The sequence below is a fragment of the Kitasatospora sp. NBC_01302 genome (assembly GCF_035976515.1).
In the GTDB taxonomy this organism is placed as follows: domain Bacteria; phylum Actinomycetota; class Actinomycetes; order Streptomycetales; family Streptomycetaceae; genus Kitasatospora.
This window is the reverse complement of record NZ_CP108404.1, coordinates 1,459,168-1,483,923: the sequence shown is the minus strand read 5'-3', so window position 1 is coordinate 1,483,923 and position 24,756 is coordinate 1,459,168. Positions and strand designations below refer to the sequence as shown.

Genomic DNA, 24,756 nt, shown 5'->3' with positions numbered 1-24,756 from the left:
CACGGCCACCACCCGGCCGTGAGTCGCCGATCCGCAGGAGTCCCCATGGCGTTCCGCAGCGAGTACCCCGACGTCCCCGTCGTCGACCAGCCGCTCCACGACGTGGTGCTGGCCGGCGCCGCCCGCTACGGCGACGCCCCCGCCCTGGTCGACGGCGTGACCGGCGAGACCCTGAGCTACACCGAACTCGGCGCCGCCGTCGGCCGGGTGGCCGCCGGGCTGGCCGAGGCGGGGGTGGCCAAGGGGGACGTGGTGGCGCTGCACAGCCCCAACTCGATCGCCTACCCCGTCGCCGTGTACGCGGCCGGCCGGGCGGGCGCCGTCGTCACCACGGTCTCCTCCCTCGCCACCCCCGAGGAGCTGGCCGGCCAGCTGCGCGACAGCGGCGCCGGCTGGATCATCACCTGCTCGGCGCTGCTGCCGGTGTCGCTGGCGGCGACCGACGGCGGCAAGGGAGTGCGCGAGATCTTCCTGCTCGACCAGGGCGGCCCGGCCGGCTACCGCACCCTGGCCGACCTGCGGGCCTCCACCGCCCCCGAGCCGCAGGTCGCCATCGATCCGGGCACCGACCTCGCCGCCCTGCCCTACTCCAGCGGCACCACCGGCCTGCCCAAGGGCGTGATGCTCACCCACCGCTCGATCGCCACCAACCTCGCCCAGATCGACGCCGTCGAGCCTGGCGTGGTCGGCGAGCGGCTGATCGCCGTGCTGCCCTTCTTTCATATCTACGGATTGGTCATCCTTCTGCATCGCCCGCTCCAGGTCGGCGCCACCGTGGTGGTGCTGCCCCGCTTCGACCTGGCCCAGTTCCTGCGCACCATCCAGGACCACCGTATCGAGGGGCTGGTGGTGGCCCCGCCGATCGTGCTGGCGCTGGCCAAGCACCCGCTGGTCGACGAGTTCGACCTCTCCTCGATCCGCTACGTGCGCAGCGCCGCGGCCCCGCTCGACGCCGACCTCGCGGCGGCCTGCGCCGACCGGCTCGGCCTCGCCACGGTCCAGCAGGGCTACGGGATGACCGAGCTCTCGCCCGCCACCCACCTCGTCCCGCTCAGCGACCCCGATCCGGCCCCCGGCTCGGTCGGCAAGCTGGTGGCCGCCACCGAGCTGCGGGTGCGCTCGCTGGACGGCGGCGGGGAGGACCTCGGGGCCGGCGAGCAGGGCGAGATCCTGATCCGCGGCCCGCAGGTGATGAAGGGCTACCTGGGCCGCCCCGCCGACACCGACACGATGATCGACCCGGACGGCTGGCTGCACACCGGCGACGTCGGCTACGTCGACGAGCGCGGCTACCTGTTCATCGTCGACCGGGTCAAGGAGCTGATCAAGTACAAGGGCTACCAGGTGGCGCCCGCCGAGCTGGAGGCGCTGCTGCTGACCCACCCGGGGATAGCGGACGCCGCCGTGGTCGGGGTCACCGATGAGGACGGCACCGAGCGGCCGAAGGCGTTCGTGGTGCGGGCGCCGGGCAGCGAGCTGACCGGGCCCGAGGTGATGGAGTTCGTCGCCGCCCGGGTCGCGCCGTACAAGAAGGTCCGCGCGGTCGGCTTCCTGGACGCGGTGCCGAAGTCCGCCAGCGGCAAGATCCTGCGCCGGGAGCTGCGCGGCCGCTGACCTGGGATCAGTCCTCGGCCCCGGGCCCGTCTGGGAGGATGGGAGGATGCGGGGCCGGGGACCGCCCTCCCCGGGGACCACCCCGCCACCCCACCCCGGGGCCCGCTTGGTCCCCCCATCCGGGGCCACCCAGGACCCCCTCACACCCCGCCCGGAGTGCACCGCCATGACCACCGCTGCCCGCACCCCGCAGCAGGACCGCAGCCGCGCCACCCGCCGCCGACTGCTGGAGGCGGCCGTGGACTGTCTGGCCGAGCGCGGCTGGAACGGCAGCACCGTCACCGTGGTGGCCGAACGCGCCGGGGTGACCCGCGGCGCCGCCCAGCACCACTTCCCGACCCGCGAGGACCTCTTCACCGCCGCCGTCGAACACGTGACCGCCGAGCGGCTGGCCGCCGTCCGGGCCGGCACCGGCGAGCTGCCGCCGCCGGGGCCGGCCAGGACCGAGGCCGTGGTGGACCTGCTGGTCCGCCTCTACACCGGGCCGCTCTTCCGTGCGGCCCTGCACCTGTGGGTGGCCGCGGCGACCGAGCAGCCGCTGCGCGAGCGGATCATCGCCCTGGAGAACCGGGTCGGTCGCGAGTCCCACCGGGCCGCGCTGGACTCGCTCGGGGTGGACGGGAGCGCGCAGGGCGTGCGCGAGTCGGTCCAGGCCACCCTTGACCTGGCCCGCGGCCTGGGCCTGGCCAACCTGCTCACCGACGACACCGCCCGGCGCACCGGCGTGGTGCGCCAGTGGACCCGGATGCTGCAGGCGGCGCTGGACCAGGCCGCGCTCGATCGGGCCGTCCCCGGGCAGCGGCCGGCTGACGGCGCGTCGCCCGCCGCGCAGCCGGACGCCTGACGCAACGCCAAGCCCAGGCCCACCACCGGTCGCCGCCCCGCTGATCAGCGGGCAGTCTGGAACAGTGCACGCACCTCAGACCGGCCCCCCGCCCGAAGGGGGCGCGCAGCCCGGCGGCTCCGGCGTGTCCGGGATCGTCCCGGCGGCCCTGGACGGCCACCGCCTGGTTCCGCTGGCCACCGCCCTGCTGGACGCCGACGGCCTGGTCCTGCACTGGAGCGAGGACGCCGAGCGGCTGCTCGGCTGGCGGGCCGAGGAGATCGTCGGGCACTTCGCCGCCCCGCTGCTGACCACCTCCCAGCACCGCCCCGAGGTGCTGGACCTGTACGAGAACATCCTGGCCGGCCGCCGCTGGTCGGGGATCTTCCCGGTGCGGCACAAGGACGGCCACGAGGTCGAGCTGGACTTCCGCACCTACGGCATCACCGGACCGGGCGGCCGCCCGCTGGTCCTGGCCACCGGCTCCGACGTGCGCGCCATCCAGCAGGTGGAGGCCAATCTCGCGGTCCTGGACGGCTTCTTCACCCAGTCGCCGATCGGCATGGCGGTCTACGACACCGAGCTGCGCTACGTGCGGATCAACCCGGCGCTGGCCGCGATGAACGGCCTGCCAGTGGCGGCCCACCTGAGCAAGCGGATCGACGAGGTGCTGCCCGGGATCAACACCACCGAGATCGAGGGCGTGATGCGCGAGGTGCTCGCCACCGGCGAGCCGGTGATCGACGCCCGCTCGCACGGCCGCACACCCGGCGCACCGGGCAACGACCACGCCTGGTCGGCCTCCTACTTCCGGCTCGCCGACGCCTCGGGCCGGGTGCTCGGCGTCAGCTCCTCGCTCATCGACGTGACCGAGCGCTTCCAGGCCGAGGCCCGCGCCGCCCGCGCCCAGGAGCGGCTGACCCTGCTCGCCGAGGCCAGTGCCCGGATCGGCACCACCCTGGACATGCAGCGCACCGCGGAGGAACTGGTCTCCGCGGTGGTCCCCAGGTTCGCCGACTTCGCCACCGTCGACCTGCTCGACCCGATCCTGCAGGGGGAGGAGCCCGGCCTGCTCGCCCCCGACCAGGGCGTGCTGCTGCGCGCGGTGGCCTCCGGCGAGGCGTACGGGGCGGGGCTGACCAACGTGGCCGACGCGGTCGGCGAGACCACCGCCTACGACTCCAGCCGGATCTACACCAAGAGCCTGCGCAGCGGCCGCCCGATGGTGGTGGCCGAGGTGGACGAGGCGGCGCTGCGCCGGATCGCCCCGCGCGAGGAACGGGTGGAGCCGGGCCTGGCGGCCGGCATCCACTCCTACCTGCTGGTTCCGCTGCTGGCCCGCGGCATGGTGCTCGGCGGCGCGGAGTTCGTCCGCACCCGCAACCCCGAGTCGTTCAGCGAGGCGGACGTGGCACTGGCCGAGGAGCTGGTGGCCCGCACCGCCGTCTGCATCGACAACGCCCGCCTCTACCGCCGCGAGCGCGACACCGCGCTGACCCTGCAGCGCAGCCTGCTGCCGCAGGAGATCCACCGCACCCTGGGCCTGGAGATCGCCTACCGCTACCTGCCCAGCAGCGTGGTCAGCGAGGTCGGCGGCGACTGGTTCGACGTGGTGCCGCTCTCCTGCGGCCGGGTGGCGCTGGTGGTCGGCGACGTGATGGGCCATGGGATCAGGGCGGCGGCGACGATGGGTCAGCTGCGCACGGTGGCCCGCACCCTGGCCACCCTGGACATGCCGCCGGCCCAGGTGCTCGCCCGCCTGGACGAGACCGCCACCGGCATCGGCGAGGGCCAGTTCGCCACCTGCGTCTGCGCGGTCTACGACCCGGTGGACCGCAGCTGCACGGTGGCCAGCGCCGGCCACCTGCCCCCGGTGGTGATGGGCACGGACGGCGTGGCCCGGGTACTGGACGTGCCGCCGGGGGTGCCGCTGGGGGTGGGCGGGGTCTCCTTCGAGAACGTCGAGTTCACGCTGCCCGAGGGCAGCGTGCTGACCCTCTTCACCGACGGCCTGGTGGAGCGCCGCGGCGAGGACATCGACCGGGGCATCAACGAGCTGTGCGCCACCCTCGCCGCCCGGGGCCGCACCCTGGAGGCGCACTGCGACGCGGTGGTCTCCGCACTGGTGCGCGGCGACAGCGAGGACGACGTGGCGATGATCATGGCCAGGGCGCTGCCGGTGCCCAGTGACCGGATGGCCACCCTGCAGCTCACCGGCCAGGGCCCGATGCCCGCGCGGGCCCGCCGCTTCACCCGTTCCACGCTCGCCGACTGGGGCTTGGCCCCGCTCGCCGACTCCGCCGAACTGCTGGTCAGCGAGCTGGTCACGAACGCCCTGGTGCACGCCCAGGAACCGCAGCGGCTGCGGCTGTTCCGGGACCGGATGCTCACCCTGGAGGTGGCCGACTCCGGGCGCCAGGCCCCGCGGCTGCGCCCCTCGGGCTCGCAGGACGAGGGCGGGCGCGGTATGCACCTGGTCAACGAGCTGGCCCAGCGCTGGGGCAGCCGGCCGACCCGCAGCGGCAAGGTGGTCTGGGCGGAGCTGGAGCTGCCGCTCGGCAGCTGACGGGCCGCGCCGCCCGGTTCGCCACCGGGCGGCGCGTCCGGCCGGGGCCCGTCAGACCCGGCGCAGCAGCCGCCAGGCCAGGCCGGCGCCCAGCAGCACCAGCACCGCGGCGAGCACCGCCGCCAGGCCGATGCCCCGCACGAACGCCTCCTGCGCCATGCCCACCAGCGCCTGTCCGGCCTCGCCCGGCAGGTGCTGGGCCGCCGCCACCGCCGAGCCCAGCGACTCGTGGGCCCTGGCGGCCGTCTCCGCATCCACCCCGGGCGGGGTGCCGCCGCCGCGGTAGACGGCGGTGAGCACCGAGCCGAACAGCGCGATCCCCAGCGCCGTGCCCAGCTCGTAGGCAGTCTCCGAGACCGCGGAGGCCGCCCCGGACCTGGCCGGCGGCGCAGCGCTCAGCACCAGGTCGGCGGAGAGCGTGTACACCAGGCCCTCGGCCGCGCCGACCGCGAGGAAGACCACGGCCAGCAGCAGGAACGAGGTGTCCTGGCGCAGCAGCCCCAGGGCGCCCAGCGCCAGTCCCAGCAGCGCCATGCCGCCGACCAGCGCCGCCCTGGGCCCGGCCGAGCGGGTCAGCCGGGCGGTCAGGATCGAGGCGGCAGCCGCACCGGCGAAGGCGGGCAGCTCGGCCAGCCCGGCCGTCAGCGGCGAGAGCCCCCGTACCAGCTGGAGGTACTGCGACATGAAGAAGACCACGCCGGCCAGCCCGAAGACCGCGATCAGCGCCCCCAGCACGGCGGCGGTGAACCGGCGGTCGGCGAACAGCCGCACGTCCAGCAGCGGGTCGGCCAGCCGCAGCTGCCGGCGCACGAAGAGCCAGAGCCCGAGCACGCCCAGCACGGCCGCGACCGGCACCTGCCACCGGGCCACGCCGTGGGCGGCGGCCTCGGTGATCGCGTAGACCAGCGCGATCAGGCCGGTCATCGAGCAGAGCACGCTGAGCAGGTCCAGCCGGCCCGGTCGCGGGTCCTTGGACTCCGGCAGCAGCCAGCCCCCCAGCACCAGCAGGAGCGCCACGACGGGCAGGTTCAGCAGGAAGACCGAGCCCCACCAGAAGTGCTCCAGCAGCACCCCGCCGACCAGCGGCCCGGCCGCGGCGCCGGCGGTGGCGGCCGCGCCCCAGATGCCGATCGCCCTGGCCCGCTCGCGGGCCTCGGGGAACAGCGCGCGGATCAGCGACAGCGTGGAGGGCATGATGGTCGCCCCGGCCACGCCCAGCAGCGCCCGGGCGGCGATCAGCCAGCCGGGGCCGGGCGCGTAGGCGGCCAGCAGCGAGGCCGCGCCGAAGGCGGCGGTGCCGATCAGCAGCAGCCGCTTGCGCCCGATCCGGTCGCTGAGCGCGCCCATGCTGACCAGCAGACCCGCCAGCACGAAGGAGTAGCTGTCGCCGATCCACAGCAGTGCGGTGGAGCTGGGCGCCAGGGTCTCGGTGATCGAGGGGATCGCCAGCACCAGCACGGTGGCGTCGACGACGACCAGCAGCACGCCCAGGACCAGGACGGCCAGGCCCGACCAGCGCCGGCGGTCACCGGTGCCACCGGTTCCGAGGGTGGTGGAGGTGGTGGACATCGCGGTGTCGAGCGTGCTGGTCATGAGGTTCCTGTCCTTCGCAGGGCCCCGCCGAGGAAGAGCTCGGTCAGGGCGAAGGCGCTGTCCCGGGGGGCGAGCCGGCCGTCCTGGACGGCCCAGCCCACGCCGGCCAGCAGGTCGAAGAAGGCTTCGCTGAGCCAGCCGGCCGGCAGCTCGATCCGGAAGGCCCCCTCCTGCTGGCCGCGCAGGAAGAAGGCGCGGACCCGGGCGTCCTGCTCCTCCCAGAGCGCGCACAGCTCCGGGTCGTCGAAGAGCTGGTTCTCACCGGCCAGGAAGGCGCAGAGCGCGGCGTCGGGCACCAGCAGGCCGATCAGCCGGCGCAGCGCCTCGGCGGTGTCGCCGGTCTCGATGGCGGCGGTGTCCAGCGCGCTGTTGTAGCGGCGCAGACCGAGCAGACCGACCTCGCGGATCAGCGCCTCGCGGCCGGGGAAGATCCGGTGCAGCGAGGCCCGGCTGATCCCGGCGGCGCGGGCGATCTCGTCCAGATGTGCGGTCGGCTGCCGGGAGAGCACGCCGACGGCTGCCTTGAGGACCGCGTCACGATCGATTGCCATGAGTCCAGGATAGCTCGGATGAGACATGCATGTCTCAGCTGAGACTTTTGGCGCCGAACTGCGGCATCGGCCGACCGGCGGCGGGCAGCAAAAAACCGGAGGCGGCTACTGCCGTCTCCGGTCTGCGCTGCTCCGGGTCAGTGCCCGGTGCCCGCGGTCAGCTCTGGTTGTAGAAGCCGCTGTCGTCCAGCGGCCGGTCGATCACCATCACCTCGACCTGCGGCGGCGTGAGCAGGAACACCCGGCGGGCGATCCGCTCGATGCCGCCGCGGGTGCCGAAGACCAGGCCCGAGGCGAAGTCGACCATCCGCTTGGCCTCGCCGTCGTCCATCTCGGTCACGTCCATCACCACCGGGGTGCCCGAGCGGATGTGCTCGCCCACCACCCGGGCGGACTCGAAGCCGGTGGGCTTCACCGAGACGATCTTGGTCGGATTCGGCAGCACCGGAATCGTGTCGGCGGTCGCCCACGACTCCTCCTCGTACACCGCGGCGGGGTAGCTCCCCGAGGGCATCAGCCACCCGTGGTGCTCGTCGCGAAGTGCTCCCATGCCGCGCCTCCCTGTCCTGTCCCCGTCTGGTTCCGGGCGTCACTGCGGCCAACTGACGCGTCATCCACTGCCCGGAACTGTCCGAGTATCGCACTGATCACCGTCTCGGCGCCCGCCCTGGCACGCCGTTCGGGTGGTGGCGCCTGCCGGTGGCACGCGCCGTCCTCATCGAGAGCGGACGCAGCCCTCCCCTCCCGCGGTTGCGGGCGGTTCCCGGGATCACCCGAGCGGCCTTGTCATGCTGGGGAATTGACGCAGGATCATGCGCCGGTGACGCGCTCTCATTCCCCGGTGGTACCGTCGACCGCCTCGCGCAGCAGGTCCGCGTGGCCGTTGTGGCGGGCGTACTCCTCGATCATGTGGACCTGGATCCAGCGCAGCGTCACCTTCTCGCGGCCCTTCTGCCGGACGGCGGCGACGGTGTCCAGCGACAACCCGGCCACGGCCTGCTCGGCGAGCTCGACCTCCCGGCGCCAGGCGGCGAAGTCGGCGGCCGGGTCGGCCTGGTCCACCCCGTTGAAGTCGAGGTCCCGGTCCTCGTCGGTGCAGTAGAGCGGGGTCGGGTCACCGTCGTGCAGGATCACCTGGTACCAGTAGTGCTCCACCTCGGCCATGTGCCGGACCAGGCCCAGCAGCGAGAGCGAGGACGGCGTCACCGAGCGCAGCCGCAGCTGCTCGTCCGTCAGTCCCGAGGTCTTGAGGGCCAGCGTCTTGCGGTGGAAGTCGAGCCAGGCGGCGAGCATGGTCGTCTCGTCCGCGGCGTTCGGCGGTTCGATCCGCTCCGTGGTGTCGGTCATGGGCGCCATCCTGGCCCAGTCCCGGGGTCGGTGGCGAGACATTTGACAGCGCTAGGCTCCCTTCGATCACGACGAGACGAAGCGGTTCGACGGCTGACGACCGAGGGATGCCGGGCCGCCGCGCCCGCAGGAGAGCTACGGAGGGGCACATGTCACGACCCGTCACCCTGGTGACCGGCGGCAGTCGCGGGATCGGTGCGGCGGTCTGCCTGCGGCTGGCCGCCGACGGCCACGACCTGGCGATCGGCTACCGGCGCGACGCCGAGGCCGCCGAGGAGGTCGCCCGGCAGGCCCGTGCGGCGGGTGCCACGGCGCTGGCCGTCCAGCTGGACACCGCGGCGGAGGACCAGGTGGAGCGCTTCTTCGACCTGGCCGCCGAGCGCCTCGGCCCGGCCACCGGGCTGGTCAACAACGCCGGGGTGACCAGCCCCCGCGGACCGCTGGCCGACCTGCGCACCGAGGACCTGCGCCGGGTGGTGGACGTCAACCTGGTCGGCTACCTGCTCTGCGCCCGCCGTGCCGCGCGCGACTTCGGCCGCGGCGCGGCGATCGTCAACGTCTCCTCGGGCGCCGCCACCCTGGGCAGCCCCGGCGAGTACATCCACTACGCGGCCACCAAGGCCGCCACCGACACCCTGACCATCGGGCTGGCCAAGGAGCTGGGACCGGCCGGTATCCGGGTCAACGCGGTCTCGCCGGGCACCATCGAGACCGAGATCCACGAGCTCAGCGGCGAGCCGGACCGGCCGGCCCGGGTCGCCCCCAGCGTCCCGCTGCGCCGGGCCGGTCGGCCCGAGGAGATCGCCGGCGCGGTCGCCTGGCTGCTGTCGCCGGACGCCTCCTACACCTCGGGCGCGATCCTGCGAGTGGCCGGCGGCATGTGAGCGGGCCCGGACCCGGTCGACGCGGCCCGGTGCCTGGCCCGCCAGGCACCGGCCAGGCTGAGCACGCCCAAGGCCACGATCACCGCGCCCGACAGGAGGAAGGCGGGCGAGGTGGGCGAGCCGGCCGAGGCGCCGGCCACCACGTAGGCCGCCGTGCCGGGCAGCACACCCAGCGCGGTGGCCGCCAGGTACGGGCGCACCCGCACTCCGGAGAGCGCCGCGCCCAGGTTCACCGCCTGGAACGGGACCCCGGGCACCAGGCGCAGCAGCAGCACGCTGCGGAACCCGTGCTCGGTCAGGCCCCGGTCCAGCGCCAGCAGCGCCCGCCCGCGCAGCAGCGGGCGCAGCGCCCGCTGACCGAGGCCGCGCCCCAGGCCGAAGGCGAGCGCCGCGCCCGCCGTGGTGCCGAGCACCGCCAGCGGCACGCCCCAGCGGGCACCGAAGAGCACCCCGGCCGCCACGTTGAGGGCCGGCTTGGGCAGGAAGGCGAGGGTGCCGAAGGCGAAGAGCGCCACGAACGCGGGCGCCCGCCAGACACCGGGCACCGCGGTGGCCACCTGTCGCGGATCCCAGCACAGCAGCGAGGCGGCGGCCCCGAGGAGGATCAGCACCAGCAGCGCGAGCCGGGCCCAGGGTGCGCGCGCGGCACGGCTCAGGTTCATGCGGGGGAGTTTAGAGGGTCCGCCGACCGGGGTGCGTCGGCCCGCGCCGTCCGCAGTGTGCCCGCGGTGAGGGTCAGCGCCGCCGCCAGCGCCGTCACCAGAGCGAAGGAGACCCGCAGCGAGCTGCCCTGGGCGATGGTGCCCACGATCGCGGGCGCGATCAGCCCCGAGGTGTAGGTGACGGTGGCGACGCCGGCGATCGCCCGGCTCGGGTTGGGCCCGGCGTGGCCGGCCGCCGCGAAGGCCAGCGGGACCACCACGGCGATGCCTGTGCCGAGCAGTGCGAATCCCGGGATCGCCACCGCGGGGCTGCCCGCGGCCACCACCAGCACCCCGCCGGTCGCCGCCACCGCCCCGCCCAGCCGCACGGTGGGCACCGGGCCGAGCCGGCGCACCACCGCGTCGCCGGCCAGCCGGGCCGCGGTCATGGTGAAGGCGAAGGCGGTGTAGGAGACCGCCGCGGTGCCGGCCGTGGCCCCGGTCAGGTCGCGCAGGTAGACGCCCGACCAGTCGCCGCCCGCCCCCTCGGCGAAGACCGCGCAGAAGCCGACCAGGCCGATCGCCAGTGCCGAGCGCGGCGGCAGCGCGAACCGCGGCGGCGCCTCGGCCTGCTCCCCGGGCCGCACGTCCAGCAGGCCCGCGCCGGCCAGCCGGCCCAGGACCAGCAGCACCGCCGCCGCGAGCGCCAGGTGGATCCGCGCGTCCAGGTGGGACCGGGCGGCCAGCGCGCCGAAGGCGGAGGCGACCAGGCCGCCCAGGCTCCACATCCCGTGCAGTCCGGACATGATCGACTTGCCCAGCCGCTGTTCGACCTCGACCCCCTCGGCGTTCATCGCCACGTCGGCCATGCCCGAGGTGGCCCCGTAGACCAGCAGCGCCAGGCAGAGCCAGGGCAGGCCGGGGGCGAGCGCCGGCAGTGCGAGGGCCGCGCACCACAGCGCCAGCAGCAGCCGGATCGCCGCGCGGGCGCCGAGCCGGTGGGCGATCCGCCCGGCCAGCGGCATCGCCAGCGAGGCCCCGACGGCGGGCATCACCAGCGCCAGGCCCAGCTCGCCCGCGCTCAGGTGCAGCCGGTCCTGGAAGGCGGGGATCCGGGTGGCGAAGCTGCCGGTGACCGCGCCGTGCACGGCGAAGACCAGCGCGATGCTGACCCTGGCCCGGCGCAGGGGTCGATCGGATGACGGCATGGCTGGGTCCTCCCCGTTCGGCGCGGCGCGGTGCGACGCATGGTGTGGTGCGCGGTGTGGAGCGGCGTGCAGTGTGGGCGTGCGGTCCGATAAATTATCAGGAAGGGTCCCTGATGAATAGATCTGGAAGGATGCGTGCCCATGACCATCGCGCGCACGGCCACCCCCAGCACCGCCCGTGCGATCAACGACCGGCTGGCCCTGGAGCTGCTGCTCAGCCACGGACCGCTGACCGCCACCGATCTGCGAGAGCTGACCGGGCTCTCCCGCCCCACCATCGCCGACCTGCTGGAACGCCTGCAGCGGGGCGGCCTGGTGGCCATGGTCGGCGAGCGCGGCGAGCAGCGGCGCGGCCCCAACGCCCGGGTCTACGCCCTGCGCGCCGACCGGGCCCACGTGGCCGGCATCGACGTGCGCACGGTCGGGGTCACGATGACCGTCGCCGACCTGACCGGCCGCAGCCTGGCGCGGGCCGCGCTGCCGGTGGGCCCCGAGGGGACGCCGCCGGACTTCGCCGACCAGGTGCTGCGCGCCCTGCTCGCCTGTGCCGAGCGGGCCGGCGCAGGCGAGCTGCACACCGTCGCGGTCGGCGCGCCCGGCCTGGTCGACCCCACCACCGGCGAGCTCAGCACCACCTCGCGGCTGCAGAGCTGGCACGGCGAGCTGGTCACCGCGCTGCGGGCCGGGCTGAGGGCGGAGGTGATCCTGGAGAACGAGGTCAACCTGGCCGGCCTCGCCGAGCACCGGGTCGGCGCCGCCACCGACCGCGACACCTTCGTGCTGCTCTGGCTCGGCCACGGCACCGGTGCCGCCGTGGTGCTGGACGGGCGGCTGCGCCGCGGCTTCTCCGGCGGCGCCGGCGAGATCGGCTTCCTGCCGGTGCCCGGCACCGGGGGCCTGCCCGGCACCAGCAGCTGCGACGGCGGCTTCCACAGCCTCGCCGGCGGTCGGGCCGTCTGCGAGCTGGCCCGGGCGCACGGGCTGCTTCAGGGCCCGAGCACCCAGGACGCCCCGGCCGCGGAGGCGGCCGTGCTGGCGGCGATCGCGGCCGGTCCGGCGGGCGAGCCGTTCCTGGACGAGCTGGCCGAGCGGGTCGCCCTCGGCGCCTCGGCGGTCACCGTGCTGCTGGACCCGGGCTGCGTGGTGCTGGGCGGCGAGGTCGGCCGGGCCGGCGGCAGCGCGCTGGCCGAGCGGGTGGCCGCCCGGCTGGCCCGGCTCTCGCCGGTGCGCACCGAGGTCCGGGCCGGCGCGGCCGGGGGTGGCGCGGTGCTCAGCGGCGCGGTGCTGACCGCCTCGGACGCGGTCCGCCGCGACCTGTTCGGCGGCCACTGAGCAGGTCCGTCGGGCAAGGCCGTTGAGCAGGTCCGTCAGGCAGGTCCGTCGGGCAAGGCCACAGCTCCCACACCTTCACGCGCGGCCGGGGCACGGTTCTTCACCGGAGCGGACCGCCTTCACAGCAGTGGATCATGCCTTCACCTGGGGCTGGACGCCTGCTGTGCAGTCAATGAGGTTTTGATGAGCAAATGCCCGATTCGTCGTGGTCGCGCTCCGTGAGCACTTACGCTCAGTTGCGGGTTCAGGCAAATGGGCAGGAGCGGGGCATTTCGCAGCCGCCCGTCGCAGATCCGCGTGCCCAGACACGCGGCCGGAGACTCCCGTCCGTGCCTGACCCGCAAGTGATCCGGCGAGAGCAAGGTACATGGAAGCACTAGAAGACCGAGGCGCCCACCTGCGCCCACCTCGGGGGGAAGCACCCGGCGAGACCGCCGGGGCACTGTGGCCGCTGGCGCCCGCCCCACCCGTGCGCACGCTGGTGGACATCCTGGAAGCCGCCGCCCGTGCCTGCCCGCAGGCGCCGGCGCTGGAGGCCGACGGCCGGACCTTCGACTACGGAGCGTTGTTGGCGGCGGTCGACGACCTGGCCCGGAGACTGGCCGCGGCCGGCATCGGCCGCGGCGACCGGGTCGGCGTCCGGGTGCCGTCGGGCACCGTGGACCTCTACCTCGCGATCCTCGCCGTGCTGCGCGTCGGTGCGGCCTACGTCCCGGTGGACGCGGACGACCCCGACGAGCGCGCCGAGCTGATCTGGAACGACGCCGCGGTCTGCGCCGTGATCGGCGCGGGCTGTGCGGTCCGGCCCGGCCCGACGGTGGCCCCCGGCGGTCGTCCGGCCCGGCCCACCCCTGAGGACGACGCCTGGATCATCTTCACCTCCGGCACCACCGGACGCCCCAAGGGCGTTGCGGTCAGCCACCGCTCGGCGGCGGCCTTCGTGGACGCCGAGGCCGGGATGTTCCTGCGCGAGGACAACCTGCGCCCCGGTGACCGGGTACTGGCCGGGCTGTCGGTGGCCTTCGACGCCTCCTGCGAGGAGATGTGGCTGGCCTGGCGGCATGCCGCCTGCCTGGTGCCCGCTCCCCGTTCGCTGGTCAAGGCCGGCACCGACCTGGGCCCCTGGCTGGTCGAGCGCCGGATCACCGTGATCTCCACCGTGCCGACCCTGCTCGCACTGTGGCCTGCCGAGTGCCTCGACGGGGTCCGGCTGGTCATCGTGGGCGGCGAGGCCTGCCCGGCCGAGCTGGTCGAGCGGATCGCCGTGCCGGGACGGGAGTTCTGGAACACCTACGGCCCCACCGAGACCACGGTCGTCGCCACGGCCGCCCGGCTGCTGCCCGGTCGGCCGGTGCGGATCGGCGCCCCGCTGGACGGCTGGGAGATCGCCGTCGTCAACAGCGAGGGCAGGCCGGTGGCCTGGCACGAGACCGGTGAGCTGCTGATCGGCGGCGTCGGCACCGCCCGCTACCTGGATCCGGCCAAGGACGCCGAGAAGTTCCGCCCGCATCCCGCGCTGCGCGGCTCGCGGGTCTACCGCAGCGGCGACCTGGTGCGGGCCGAGCCCGAGGGGCTGGTCTTCGTCGGCCGGGCCGACGAGCAGGTCAAGCTGGCCGGGCGCCGGGTCGAACTCGGCGAGATCGACGCCGCGCTGCAGGCGCTGCCCGGCGTACGGGCCGCGGCCGCGGCCGTGCGCAGGACCGCTGCCGGCGGCGAGGTGCTGGTCGGCTACCTGGTGGCCGAGCGGCCCGAGGCGCCGTTCGACACCGATGCCGCCCGCGCGCTGCTGCTGGAGCGGCTGCCGCAGTCGCTGGTCCCGGTGCTGGCCCTGGTGACCGGCCTGCCCACCCGCACCTCCGGCAAGGTGGACCGCAACGCGCTGCCCTGGCCGCTGGCCGGCGCGGCCGAGGACCCCGGCGCCGAGGACCCGGCGCTGACCGGCACGGCCGGCGAGCTGGCCGCGCGCTGGCGCGAGCTGCTGGGCCTGCCGGTGACCGCCGAGAGCGACTTCTTCGCCCTCGGCGGCACCAGCCTGGCCGCCGCCAAGCTGGTCTCCATGCTGCGCGGGCGCTGCCCCGGCGTCTCGGTCGCCGACCTCTACGGCCACCCGACGCTGCTGGCCATGGCCGCCCGCCTGGACGAGCTGACCGGCGAGCGCGGCACCGCAGCGGAGCAGAGCGCGCGTCAGGCCGCCCCGAGCGAGCCCGCCCAGGTCCGTGCGGTGCGCCCCACCCCGCGCCGGGCCGGTCTGGTCCAGTTGCTGGTGCTCACCGTCGCCTACACGATCAGCGGCCTGCGCTGGGTGCTGGCGCTGGCCGCGCTCGACAACCTGACCGGGAAGCTGTCGTGGGCCCCGCACGCCCCGTGGTGGCTGATCATCACCGGCTGGCTGGTGCTCTCCAGCGCCGCGGGCCGGCTGCTGCTCGGTTCGGCGGCCGCCCGGCTGCTGACTGCTGGCCTGAAGCCCGGCAGCTACCCGCGCGGCGGCTCGGTGCACCTGCGGCTGTGGGCCGCCGAGCGGGCGGTGGCGGTCTTCAACCTGGCCTCGCTGCTCGGCACCCCCTGGGCCCGGCACTACGCCCGCGCGCTGGGCTGCCGGGTCGGCCAAGGGGCCGACCTGCACACCATGCCCCCGGTCAGCGGCCTGGGCCGGTTCGGCGCCGGCTGCTCGCTGGAGCCCGAGGCGGACCTGGCCGGCTGGTGGCTGGACGGCGACGTGCTGCACCTGGGCACGGTGGAGGTCGGCGCCGGCGCCCGGGTCGGCACCCGCTCGATGCTGATGCCCGGCGCCCGGCTCGGCGAGGGCGCGGACCTGGCGCCCGGCGCCTGCCTGTTCGGTGAACTGCCCGCCGGTGAACGCTGGCACGGCTCGCCCGCCCGCCCGCTGGACGGCGCCGGGGCGGCCCGGGCCGGCGAGGGCTGGCCGGCTCCGGCGCACGGGCGCTCGCGCGGCTGGAACCTGGCCTACGCGCTGGCCCTGCCGCTGCTCAGCCTGCTGCCGGTGCTCGCCGCCGCGCCCGCCCTGCTGGTGGTCTTCCACCTGGTCGACCAGGACCGCTCGCTGGGTGCGGTGCTGGTCCAGCTGCTGGCCGTCTCCCCGCTGGCGGCGCTGGCCTCGATGGTCTGCTACGCGGGCCTGCTGGTGCTGCTGGTACGGGTGTTGAGCATCCCGATCAAGCCCGGCTTCCACCCCGCGCACGGCAGGGCCGCGTGGTGCACCTGGGTGGTCAGCCGCCTGATGGCCACCGCCCGCGGTGCGCTCTTCCCGCTCTACGCCAGCCTGTTCACCCCCGTGTGGCTGCGGCTGCTCGGCGGCCGGATCGGACGCCGGGTGGAGGCCTCCACGGTGCTCGCGCTGCCCGGCCTGATGCGGGTGGGCGACGGCGCCTTCCTGGCCGACGACACCCTGATCGCACCCTTCGAGGTGCGCGGCGGCTGGCTGCGCCTGGGCACGGCCGAGGTGGGCCGCCGGGCCTTCGTCGGCAACTCCGGCATCGTCGGTCCCGACCGCAGGCTGCCGGACGACGCGCTGGTCGGCGTCCTGTCGGACACCCCGCCCGGGGCCGAGCCGGGCTCGTCCTGGCTGGGCCGGCCCGGTCTGTCGCTGCCCCGGGTGGCCGAGACCGGAGACCTGAGCCGCACCTACGACCCGCCCCGGCGCCTGATGCTGGCCCGCGCGGCCGTGGAGCTGTGCCGGGTGATGCCGGTGCTCTGCGCCGTGGTGCTGGGCGACCTGGCGGTGGTGGCGATGCAGGAACTGGTCGACAGTCAGGGCCTGGTCCTGGGTGCCGCCCTGGTCGGCCCGGTGCTGATCGGCGCGGGCGTGGCCGCCTGCCTGGTCACCACCGCGGCCAAGTGGCTGCTGGTGGGCCGCTTCCGCAGCGGGGAGCACCCGCTCTGGTCCTCCTTCGTGTGGCGCAACGAGCTGTACGACACCTTCGTGGAGGAGCTGGCGATGCCGTGGCTGGGGCAGACCCTGGTCGGCACCCCGTTCCTCAACGTCTGGCTGCGCTCGCTGGGCGCGCGGATCGGGCGCGGTGTCTGGTGCGAGACGCACTGGCTGCCGGAGACCGACCTGGTCCGGGTCGAGGACGGGGCGAGCGTCAACCGCGGCTGCGTGCTGCAGACCCACCTCTTCCACGACCGGGTGATGCGCCTGGACGAGGTGCACCTGGGTACCGGGGCGACGCTGGGCCCGCACTCCATCGTGCTGCCCGGCTCCGCGCTCGGCGAGGGCGCGGCCGTCGGGGCCTCCTCGCTGGTGATGCGCGGTGAGGCGCTGCCGGCCGGGACCCGCTGGGCGGGCAACCCGGTGGCCGCCTGGCCCACCGCCCACCGCACCGGCCACGCGGGGCGCCGGCACAGCACGCCCGGACGGCACCGCTCGGCCGCCCGGCCCCGCCGCAGCGCCGGCACCGATGCCTCGCCGGGGCGCCAGCGCTGACGAGGGCGCATCCAGGCCCGAGGGGCCGGCCCGGGCGGCACCAGCCGCCGTGGCCGGCCCCTCGGTCTTCCCCGTTCACGGCGGGGAGCAGCGCCACGTCGGATTCGGGCTCACGGGCGGGTTCGGCTTCTGGCTGTCGGCATCGTCTGATCAGGTGAGCTCTGAGAGCCGAGCCCGTAGCGGTCCGTTCAGATCCAGGTTGTCGCCTCGGGAGACGGTCTGCAGGAGTTCGGTGATGACCACGAGCTCGGCGAATCTCCCCACCGGAGTGTCGAGGATGTGGCCGAGCCGCTGCCGGACTTCGGTGGCGGTGTCCGGTACGAGGAGACTGTAGGAGTGCAGCAGTGCTGCGTCGTACCCGGCGGGCGCGGTACCCCAGCCTTCCCAGTCGAGGATCGTGAGGGTCGGGCCTGTGAGGTTGGCCCAGTGCAGGTCGCCGTGGGCGGTCGTCCAGGCGGGCACCTTGGTGTCGACGGGGGTGCCGAGGAACTCCGGCATGGCACGGTCCAGGTACTCCTGACGGACTGCCACCCGGTTGCTGGGGACGGCGGCGATGGCGTCGAGGGCGGTGCTGAGTCCGTTCCACCAGGCGTCGTCCAGGTCGGGCGCTTTCCGGAGGGTCGGCTCGTGAGTGGTGATGGCAGGGACGGTGATCCTGTCGTAGAGCTCTGCCAAGTAACCGTGTTGGTCCTCGGTCCAGGTGTGCCGGCCCCTCAGCCGTGCTCGGGGGACCGCAGGAGGCATGAGTCGCTCCGCCTCCTGCGGCCCCTCCCAGAGCTTGCCGCCGGCCTTCTCGGCCGGGGCGGACACCAGACGGAGCCAGCCTTCGCCGGACGCCGTGGTGACCGGGCGGCTGAGGGTCCGTCCGCGCCAGCCCCACGACTCGTGGGAGCCGTTCGCGGTCGCGCCGAGCATCGTCGCGACGGTGGCGTGTGCTTCGCGCATCCGCTCGGCGGTCTTCGGCTCAGGTTCCGAGTACATCAACGACCCTTCGGAGTACGTCCCGAGACAACGGCGGTCGGCCGACGGCTTCGGCTGCCTGCTTCCAGTGTTCCGGGTTTCTGGTCGACAGGAGCACACGCTTCACCCCAGGGGCAGATGCCACGACGGCGAGGGCCACCTCGGCAGGAGCCCAGCCGGGGTTGATCAGCTCGGACAGTTCCGGGGTCACCATGCCGGGGATCTCGCCGCCGTGGAGCGGGGCGGAGGCGAACACCTCCAGCCCCGCTGCCGCCGCATCGGCCAGCGGTCCGTGTCCGTCGAGGGCCTGAGCGACGGGCGCCAGGTGGACGAGCGAGATCGGGAGCTGGACGGCCCGAAGGTGGTGGTTCGAACGGATCGAGCCATCGTGGCCGACCACCTCAAAGTCGACTGCGTCGACCGCGGTCGTCGTATCAGCCGGTCCTTCGACCCGGACGCACAACACGTCCTGATCATCCGTGAACTCCAGCAACTGCTCTAAGGTACACAGGTACTGGTACAGAAATCCCCATGCTGCCGCGGTCGGCCATTCATCTCCCCCTCTGGTAGGCGTACAGGGAACCCGATGAAGCCTGGCACTTGCTGTCCATGCTTCCGAATCCTGGTGGCTCCTCGTTTCGCAGCAGGACGTGGGCGGTCAGGCCAGGAAAATGGAGGCTCGCTCATCGAGTTCCTGGGCTGCGGATACGCCGCGGCTCTTGAATTGGGCCAAGTTCTTGCGCATCTCCAGCACCGCACGACGCGTCCGGACCGACTGCACGCCCTCCATGCTGTCCAGTGCCCTGTTCCAGGTACCGCACGCCTGCTCGATGCCGCCGTCGGCCAGTTCCATCTTGGCCTGGGCAACCAAGTCAAGGGCCTTGATGCGGGCGTACGTGGTGGCCGGCCTGGTGGCTGCGGCTGCTGCGTAGTTCTCGGCGGCGCCTTTGCGGTCGCCGAGTCGGGCGAAGACCTTCGCGGAGCGGGAGTTCACGGTGGCGCGCGCCGGGCCCCAGGAGCGGGCCCAGTACGGCATGTCGTCCAGGTCGGCGGTCTCCAGCAGGTCACGGGCCCGTTGGACCGCCAGGACGGCAGGGCGTCGCTGGTTGGTGGCGGCCAGGCCATGGGCGTGGGTGATGGTGAAGAGGGCTTCGGTGCCAGCGTCCACCCGACCGGCGGCCCAGGTCAGCGCGGTGTCGGACAGCGCGAAGGTCTTGGAGGGGTGACGGAGCTTCATGCCCTGCTGGGCGAGGGTCCGCAGCACGAAGGCGTCGTGGCCCACGATCCCGGACTCGACGGCGAGGGCATATGACTGGTGGTAGTAGCGCTGGGCGAGGCCCTGCTCTCCGGCGTCGTACGCCTTCCAGCCAGCCAGGTGCACGCCGACGGCCGCCGCCGAGAGCATCTGCTGCCGGTCCTCGTGCGTGCGGAAGCTGCCCCGGCACAGTGCGGCGACGTCGGATCGTAGGTACTGGATCAGGGCTGAGCGTCCGTGCTGGCCGCCGTGGCGCTCGTCGATCTCGGTGAACATGCTGATCATGTCGCGGACGGCGACGACTTCGGCGGCACCGGCCACCGAGCCGCTGCGGACGGCTGCGGTGCGTTCGGCGCTCTCGCGGACGTACTCCAGCGGCAGGTGGATCGCGGCGACCGAGTACGCCGAGGCGGCCAGGAACTTGCGACGGTCCAAATCAGCTCTCCACACCCGCGCGAGGACACCCACCGGATCGGGGCCGATGGACAGCCCAAGGCCCGGGTCGGATTGTTCCACCGACCGTAGTCCGAGCTCGGCGGGGGTGTAGGGCCGTCCCGTTCTGCGGAACAGGGCTTCGCAGATGAAGGCCGGGGTGTCGCCCTCCGGGTCGGACCCTCGCAGCCACTTGTGAACGGTCGAGGGGTTCGTCCGCAGGTGCACGCCGACTTCGGCCGCCACTCGGACCACGCCTCGGGCGAGGGCATCGAACGTCATCTCGGCGTCGGTGATGGCTGCTTCGAGCTGGTGGTTCGTCACGGGCTGCGCCATGACCTGTCCCTTCCTCGGCACCAGGGTGCGGTAAACACGGTAAAGAGAACCGAGCCTTCGCAGCAGGGTCTTGGGCGAAGGAAAGCCAGTTGACTTGGCGTCAGTCACTCGGAGTCGCGAGCCGTCACCGGTTCGGGGCAGCCTGGTGACTGCCTCCGACCGCTGCTGCCCGGACGCCCCCCCGTTGTCCGAGGCCGGCAGCCCTGGCGACCAGGAGCGAGCGACCGTGACCCCCAACGTGTTGACCAGAGCAGAACCGCCAGTACGGCTTGCGGAAGCATCGCTGCCGTACCAGCTTCAGTCCGCGTCCGTGGCCCGCCGGTTGCTGTGCGACAAGTTCGCTGACTCGGACCTGATCCACCTCGCCGACGATGCCGAGCTGGTTCTCACCGAGCTGGTCTCCAACGCCGCGAAGACCGGATGCTTGACCACGATGCAGGTCAGCGTCGCCCAGGTGACCAGCCGGGTGGGCCGCGTCGTGCGCATCGCCGTACGGGACGGCTCCCGCACCCTCCCCGTCCTGGTCGCCCCTGACATCGGTGACGAGTCCGGCCGGGGGTTGGCCTTGGTGGACCACTTGGCCGTCGTCTGGGGCGTCGAGCTGGACGCCCGTGGCAAGACGGTGTGGGCCGACCTCTCCATGGAGCGGGTGTGAGCGGCCGGCGCAGGGGCGAACACCGCGATCCGGTCTGTGCCGCCTTGACTGTGCTGTGGGCGCTCGGCCACGCCGTTGTGCTCGGTCTCCTGCCGGTCTTGATCCAGCACGATGACGCGCCTGCCATGGACCAGGCCTCGACCTCCGAGTCGGCTCCGGACACGCCGCCCGCCGCCTGACTCCTCGCTCCCCCAGGTCCCGACCGGAGAAGACCGATCCCCGGCCGGGTCGCCCCATCACTCCAAGACGTACTGCGCATCCTCGTGGAGGAATCTCGTGTCCATCTCCCCTGAGCACGCCCCCACCCCGCCCGCCACGATCGCCTTCAGCGGTCCCGACAACGTCGGCAAGACCAAGCAGATCGGCATTCTGGCCCGGCGCATCGGGCCGACCGCCCGCATGGCCGGCCCGCTCGACGACTACGACCCGCGCTGGGGCGGCATCAAGGCTATGGGCATGGGCACTTGGTGGTTCGAACGAGGCCCCGTCGAGGAGGTCGCCGACGTGCTGGCCAGCTCCTATCTGGAGCGCTCCCGCACGTCGGCTGCTGGTCCAGTGCGCCTGATGGACCGAGGGATCCCGATGCTGGAGGCATCCCTCGGTGCCACCATCGCAGTGCGCGAGCACACCGGCACCGAGCTGGCCGCCGACCGGGCCCGCGAGCTGCTGGCGCCCTTCGCCGCCGACCTGCGGGCAGCCGAGGCCCAGGAGCACGGCATCGTGCTCCTGCACGACGACGACCCGGTGATCGGCACCGCCCGCAGCCTGTCCCACGAGCGGAGCGTCACCCCGACCTACGCGGACTACCAGTGCCACCTGCACCAGCAGATCTACCGACTGGTGCGGGAGGACAGGTGGGCGGAGACCATCGTGATCGGTGAGCACCGGGTGATGGCCGTCCAGGACGAGATCCGGCGACGGCTGCACCCGTTCACTCCCCTCGTGCCGCCGCGCGCCCTGCCCGGGGTGCGCGTGGTGGCGCTCGGCGGCATGTCGGAGAGCGGCAAGAGCACCGCGGGCGAGTACTTGCGGCTGCACCACGGCTACGGGCGCCTCAAGATCGGCTACCTGATCGAGGACGCCGCCAACCGCGCCGGCATCACCGACCCCTACGAGATCCCGGCCGTGGTGCGCGCCGAGCTGCTGGTCGACGGCCTCGACCGGTTCTGCGCGGCCCACCACTTCCTCGACCGGGTGACCATCGAGTCCCTGCACGACCAGGAGGCGACCGCCGAGCTGCAGCGGATGCTCGGCAGCCAGTTGGCCATCGTCTACCTCGACACCACCCCTGGCGTCCGCGCCGAACGCGGCACCGCCGGGCCCGAGGACCTGGTGGAGCGCGACACCGTCAAGGCCAGGCGCGGAGCCGCCGAGGTCGCCGCGCTCGCACACGAGGTGATCGACAACAACGGCAGCCGGTTGCACCTGGAACGGCGCCTGGACGGCATCGCGCTCGCCCACCGCTGGCCGCTGCGCGAACCGAGTACCGCGCCGGTCAACGCCCTGGGCCTGCCCGTCCACCTGGAGTCCTACCTGTCCGCGCTGCTGGACGTCACCACCGTCCAGCAGCCGCCGCTGATCGACCTCCTCGCGGTCACCGGCAGCGGAGCGCGTGGCAAGTACCAGCACGGCTGGTCCGACCTGGACGTGTTCGTGGTCGCCGGCCAGGACAGCATCCCGTGCCTACGACAGGTCCTCGCACGGTTGGAAGCTGACCTCGGCGGCGTCAAACTCGGCCTCACCGTGCTGACCCAGGACGAGTGCCGCACCGGCGCGGTCACCTCCCGCCTGCTGCACGTCCTCGCCCTCATCGGCTCCGGCACGCTCGTCCCGCTGTGGTGCCGCCCAGGACTCGCGCTGCCCGCCCCCGACGCGGCCACCGACGTGGCCGCGAGCGTCGAGGCCGGCGTGCAGGCCGCCATCGAGATCCGCCGCCAGCTCCTCAAAGGAGCCCCCGACCTACGGGCGCTGTACAAGATCACCGCGCTGCTGGCCAAGGTGATGCTCCGGTTCGAGGGCACCGAGTGCGCCTCCGACGACGACGCGCTCGCGGTCCTCCTCGACCGCCGTTCCGGCGGGCACACCGACCTGCGGCACCAGGCGCGTGAGAACCGGGACGCGGCGGTGGAGCTGGCCAACACCGTCCTCGGCCACTGGCTGGCCACCTTCGCCCTGCCCACGAGCCGCACGTGAGCACCCCGATGAAGCCGGTGCCGGCCTTCCGAAAGGTCCTCGACCCCGCAAGCGCCGACGCCGAGGTCCGCGGTTGGCAGGCCGTCGCCCACGCGCTGCCGGTGCCCGAGCTGCTGGGCCACGTTCAGCTGTCCGGCAAGCACCTGGTCTCCTACGAGGACGTGTTCGCCAGCGGCCGGTGCACCATGCTGATGGGCGACCTCATCGCCACCGCCGACCGCCACCCGGGCGCCTTGCCCCGGGTCACTGCCCTGGTCGACGCCGTGTGCGACAGCCTGCTGGACGCGGTGGCCGCCAGTGGCCGGCCCGCGCCGCTGGCAGCCTGCGTGCCCGGCCTCTACCTGGATCGCATCCGCCCCGGCGGCCGGATCGACACCTGGTACCTGTCCGGCCGCCTGTCTCTCCCCGGCCCGCGCACCGGCGGCCCACTGCCACTGAGCACCCTCACCGGCCACACCTTTGTGGTCAACGGCATCCCGCTGCGGCTCGACCTCCCCGGCGCGATCCGAGATGCCCGGGAAGCCCTCCGCTCCGGCCGCCACTGGCTCACCGCCCTTACCCAGGGCGACCCGACCGAGCCGAACATCGCCGATCCGCTGTGCTGGCTCGACTTCGAGTACGCAGGGCGAAACGCCCTCTCCGGGGAGATCGCCGTCATGCTCTGGTACCTGCTGGGCATGGGCGGCTGGCTGGTGCCCACCTACCAGCCCGACGTCTACGCCCGTACCCTGCCGCTGCACCTACCGCCCGTCGCCACCCCGCACCTCCAGCCCGTCGAACACGACGAGCGCCATCGCCGCCTGGAGATCCGGTACACCTGGCCGGTCGGCCCCGGTCGCCAGGCGGCGATCACCCGCCTGCTGCAACGGGTTCGAGCCGACCTCGCCCTGGCGGCCGGCCTCAGCCCGGACCGCTTCCTCGCCCAGATCCGGCACTTCCTCACCCTGCGGATCCTCGGCGTCATCCCGCCCGCACGGCTCACCGGCTCCGACCTGCTCCTGCTGCTGGCCAAGCTCGCCGAGGCCCAGCACCCCGAGACGGTCTGCGAAGACTTCACCCGCACCGATCCGCTGCCTGCCACTAGCCCCGACGATTGGACCGACGATGACCACGCCCCTGCTTGAACTCCCCATCGCCGCACGGCCGCTCCAGGGCCGCGTGGCCCTGGTCACCGGCGGAGCCACCGGCATCGGAGCCGCGATCAGCCGTGCCCTGGCCGCAGCCGGAGCCACCGTCGCCATCAACCACCTCGCCCAGATCGACCGGGCCCGCACGGTCCTCGACGACGTCCGCCGCGAGGGCCGCACAGGCATCGAGGTCAGCGCCGACCTCACCGACCCGAACGCCGTGGCCATGCTGACCAGCCAGGTCGAATCCGAACTCGGCCCGATCGGGATCCTCGTCAACAACGCCGGCGCCTACCCCCGCATCCCGTGGGGCCAGCTCGGCGAGGACGACTGGGACCGCGCCATCGAGACCAACCTCACCATCCACTACCGCACTTGCCGCACCGTCACCCCGGGCATGGCCGAACGCCGGTGGGGCCGCATCGTCAACATCGGCAGCGTCAACGCCCGCGCCGGACGCCCGGGCCTGGCCGCCTACAGCACCGCCAAGGCCGGCCTGCTCGGCCTCACCAGGTCGCTGGCCAGGGAACTTGGACCGGCAGGGATCTGCGTGAACACTGTTCTGCCTGGGGCCATCCAGGTCGAGGCGGAGAACGACCTGCCCGCCCACCACCGTGCCCGACCGGAGGACCAGATCCGTCGCCAGTGCGTCCCGCGCCGAGGCCGCCCCGAGGACGTCGCCGCAGCGGTCACGTTCCTCGCAAGCCCCAGCGCGTCCTTCGTCACCGGCCAGTCGTTGCACGTCGACGGGGGATGGATCCTCCACTGACCAGCACCGCCACACCGCGCAGGAAG

Annotated in this window: 19 protein-coding genes; 10 read left to right on the top strand and 9 right to left on the bottom strand. The window is 73.7% G+C overall.

Annotated features, from left to right (window positions below; genetic code table 11):
• The first annotated feature begins 45 nt into the window (after window positions 1-45).
• The 3 genes from OG294_RS06645 to OG294_RS06635 all read left to right on the top strand — a co-directional run bounded on the left by OG294_RS06645 (window position 46) and on the right by OG294_RS06635 (window position 5,003).
• Window positions 46-1,614, top strand: coding sequence for an AMP-binding protein (locus OG294_RS06645; protein WP_327065480.1), 1,569 nt, complete (start codon window positions 46-48; stop codon window positions 1,612-1,614).
• Window positions 1,615-1,780: 166 nt separating this feature from the next.
• Entirely contained in the window at window positions 1,781-2,458 is a 678-nt protein-coding gene (locus OG294_RS06640; protein ID WP_327065479.1) for a TetR/AcrR family transcriptional regulator, read from the top strand.
• Window positions 2,459-2,522: 64 nt separating this feature from the next.
• Window positions 2,523-5,003, top strand: a complete 2,481-nt coding sequence (locus OG294_RS06635; protein ID WP_327065478.1) for a SpoIIE family protein phosphatase — start codon at window positions 2,523-2,525, stop codon at window positions 5,001-5,003.
• 51 nt (window positions 5,004-5,054) lie between these two features.
• Here OG294_RS06635 and OG294_RS06630 read toward each other — a convergent pair whose 3' ends face one another.
• The 4 genes from OG294_RS06630 to OG294_RS06615 form a co-directional block, all read right to left on the bottom strand.
• On the bottom strand, window positions 5,055-6,572 hold the full coding sequence (locus tag OG294_RS06630) for an MFS transporter (RefSeq protein ID WP_327071460.1): 1,518 nt from the start codon (window positions 6,570-6,572) through the stop codon (window positions 5,055-5,057).
• Between the two features lie 20 nt (window positions 6,573-6,592).
• Window positions 6,593-7,147, bottom strand: a complete 555-nt coding sequence (locus OG294_RS06625) for a TetR/AcrR family transcriptional regulator (protein ID WP_327065477.1) — start codon at window positions 7,145-7,147, stop codon at window positions 6,593-6,595.
• Between the two features lie 157 nt (window positions 7,148-7,304).
• Window positions 7,305-7,697 (bottom strand): cell division protein SepF, encoded by a 393-nt coding sequence (locus tag OG294_RS06620; RefSeq protein ID WP_327065476.1) that lies wholly within the window; start codon window positions 7,695-7,697, stop codon window positions 7,305-7,307.
• Window positions 7,698-7,978: 281 nt separating this feature from the next.
• On the bottom strand, window positions 7,979-8,494 hold the full coding sequence (locus tag OG294_RS06615) for a DinB family protein (protein WP_327065475.1): 516 nt from the start codon (window positions 8,492-8,494) through the stop codon (window positions 7,979-7,981).
• A 149-nt stretch (window positions 8,495-8,643) separates the two neighbouring features.
• Between OG294_RS06615 and OG294_RS06610 the strand changes: the two genes are divergently transcribed.
• Window positions 8,644-9,378, top strand: a complete 735-nt coding sequence (locus tag OG294_RS06610) for an SDR family oxidoreductase (RefSeq protein WP_327065473.1) — start codon at window positions 8,644-8,646, stop codon at window positions 9,376-9,378.
• On the opposite strand, the gene OG294_RS06605 is transcribed toward OG294_RS06610, so the two are convergent.
• Entirely contained in the window at window positions 9,336-10,040 is a 705-nt protein-coding gene (locus OG294_RS06605) for a TVP38/TMEM64 family protein (RefSeq protein ID WP_327065471.1), read from the bottom strand. The two genes, OG294_RS06610 and OG294_RS06605, sit on opposite strands and share 43 nt — an antisense overlap.
• The gene (locus OG294_RS06600) at window positions 10,037-11,227 is read right to left on the bottom strand and encodes an MFS transporter (protein ID WP_327065470.1); all 1,191 of its coding nucleotides are present in this window, start codon (window positions 11,225-11,227) and stop codon (window positions 10,037-10,039) included. The genes OG294_RS06605 and OG294_RS06600 overlap by 4 nt, the downstream gene beginning before the upstream one ends.
• A gap of 141 nt (window positions 11,228-11,368) precedes the next feature.
• On the opposite strand from OG294_RS06600, the gene OG294_RS06595 reads away from it, so the two are divergent.
• Together OG294_RS06595 and OG294_RS06590 are read left to right on the top strand one after the other, a co-directional pair.
• A complete protein-coding gene (locus tag OG294_RS06595) occupies window positions 11,369-12,559 on the top strand; it encodes an ROK family transcriptional regulator (protein ID WP_327065469.1) in 1,191 nt (396 codons plus the stop codon).
• A 367-nt stretch (window positions 12,560-12,926) separates the two neighbouring features.
• Window positions 12,927-17,003, top strand: a complete 4,077-nt coding sequence (locus OG294_RS06590; RefSeq protein ID WP_442789115.1) for a Pls/PosA family non-ribosomal peptide synthetase — start codon at window positions 12,927-12,929, stop codon at window positions 17,001-17,003.
• 150 nt (window positions 17,004-17,153) lie between these two features.
• Here the strand turns inward: OG294_RS06590 and OG294_RS06585 are convergent, their stop codons facing one another.
• From OG294_RS06585 to OG294_RS06575, 3 genes are all read right to left on the bottom strand, one after another.
• Window positions 17,154-17,984: a hypothetical protein gene (locus tag OG294_RS06585; protein ID WP_327065467.1), complete on the bottom strand. Its 831-nt coding sequence runs from the start codon at window positions 17,982-17,984 to the stop codon at window positions 17,154-17,156.
• Window positions 17,968-18,456, bottom strand: coding sequence for a hypothetical protein (locus tag OG294_RS06580; RefSeq protein ID WP_327065466.1), 489 nt, complete (start codon window positions 18,454-18,456; stop codon window positions 17,968-17,970). Before OG294_RS06580 ends, OG294_RS06585 begins: the two co-directional genes overlap by 17 nt.
• Before the next feature lie 165 nt (window positions 18,457-18,621).
• Window positions 18,622-19,986, bottom strand: a complete 1,365-nt coding sequence (locus OG294_RS06575; protein ID WP_327065465.1) for a hypothetical protein — start codon at window positions 19,984-19,986, stop codon at window positions 18,622-18,624.
• Window positions 19,987-20,296: 310 nt separating this feature from the next.
• Here OG294_RS06575 and OG294_RS06570 point away from each other — a divergent pair, with 310 nt between their 5' ends.
• The 4 genes from OG294_RS06570 (at window position 20,297) to OG294_RS06555 (ending at window position 24,730) form a co-directional block, all read left to right on the top strand.
• Complete coding sequence (locus OG294_RS06570) at window positions 20,297-20,641, top strand: ATP-binding protein (protein ID WP_327065464.1); 345 nt, start codon at window positions 20,297-20,299, stop codon at window positions 20,639-20,641.
• 276 nt (window positions 20,642-20,917) lie between these two features.
• Entirely contained in the window at window positions 20,918-22,834 is a 1,917-nt protein-coding gene (locus OG294_RS06565) for a nucleotidyltransferase domain-containing protein (protein ID WP_327065463.1), read from the top strand.
• Complete coding sequence (locus OG294_RS06560; RefSeq protein WP_327065462.1) at window positions 22,831-23,958, top strand: hypothetical protein; 1,128 nt, start codon at window positions 22,831-22,833, stop codon at window positions 23,956-23,958. The genes OG294_RS06565 and OG294_RS06560 overlap by 4 nt, the downstream gene beginning before the upstream one ends.
• Window positions 23,939-24,730 (top strand): SDR family NAD(P)-dependent oxidoreductase, encoded by a 792-nt coding sequence (locus OG294_RS06555; protein WP_327065461.1) that lies wholly within the window; start codon window positions 23,939-23,941, stop codon window positions 24,728-24,730. Before OG294_RS06560 ends, OG294_RS06555 begins: the two co-directional genes overlap by 20 nt.
• The last annotated feature ends 26 nt before the right edge of the window (window positions 24,731-24,756 follow it).

What these genes read in the sequence shown, in the direction of transcription:
- OG294_RS06630 (WP_327071460.1), bottom strand. Translation starts at nt 6,572, where the DNA reads ATGTCCACCACCTCCACCACCCTCGGAACCGGTGGCACCGGTGACCGC.
- OG294_RS06615 (WP_327065475.1), bottom strand. Translation starts at nt 8,494, where the DNA reads ATGACCGACACCACGGAGCGGATCGAACCGCCGAACGCCGCGGACGAG.
- OG294_RS06595 (WP_327065469.1), top strand. Translation starts at nt 11,369, where the DNA reads ATGACCATCGCGCGCACGGCCACCCCCAGCACCGCCCGTGCGATCAAC.
- OG294_RS06645 (WP_327065480.1), top strand. Translation starts at nt 46, where the DNA reads ATGGCGTTCCGCAGCGAGTACCCCGACGTCCCCGTCGTCGACCAGCCG.
- OG294_RS06590 (WP_442789115.1), top strand. Translation starts at nt 12,927, where the DNA reads ATGGAAGCACTAGAAGACCGAGGCGCCCACCTGCGCCCACCTCGGGGG.
- OG294_RS06600 (WP_327065470.1), bottom strand. Translation starts at nt 11,227, where the DNA reads ATGCCGTCATCCGATCGACCCCTGCGCCGGGCCAGGGTCAGCATCGCG.
- OG294_RS06620 (WP_327065476.1), bottom strand. Translation starts at nt 7,697, where the DNA reads ATGGGAGCACTTCGCGACGAGCACCACGGGTGGCTGATGCCCTCGGGG.
- OG294_RS06575 (WP_327065465.1), bottom strand. Translation starts at nt 19,986, where the DNA reads ATGGCGCAGCCCGTGACGAACCACCAGCTCGAAGCAGCCATCACCGAC.
- OG294_RS06555 (WP_327065461.1), top strand. Translation starts at nt 23,939, where the DNA reads ATGACCACGCCCCTGCTTGAACTCCCCATCGCCGCACGGCCGCTCCAG.
- OG294_RS06625 (WP_327065477.1), bottom strand. Translation starts at nt 7,147, where the DNA reads ATGGCAATCGATCGTGACGCGGTCCTCAAGGCAGCCGTCGGCGTGCTC.
- OG294_RS06585 (WP_327065467.1), bottom strand. Translation starts at nt 17,984, where the DNA reads ATGTACTCGGAACCTGAGCCGAAGACCGCCGAGCGGATGCGCGAAGCA.
- OG294_RS06610 (WP_327065473.1), top strand. Translation starts at nt 8,644, where the DNA reads ATGTCACGACCCGTCACCCTGGTGACCGGCGGCAGTCGCGGGATCGGT.
- OG294_RS06640 (WP_327065479.1), top strand. Translation starts at nt 1,781, where the DNA reads ATGACCACCGCTGCCCGCACCCCGCAGCAGGACCGCAGCCGCGCCACC.
- OG294_RS06605 (WP_327065471.1), bottom strand. Translation starts at nt 10,040, where the DNA reads ATGAACCTGAGCCGTGCCGCGCGCGCACCCTGGGCCCGGCTCGCGCTG.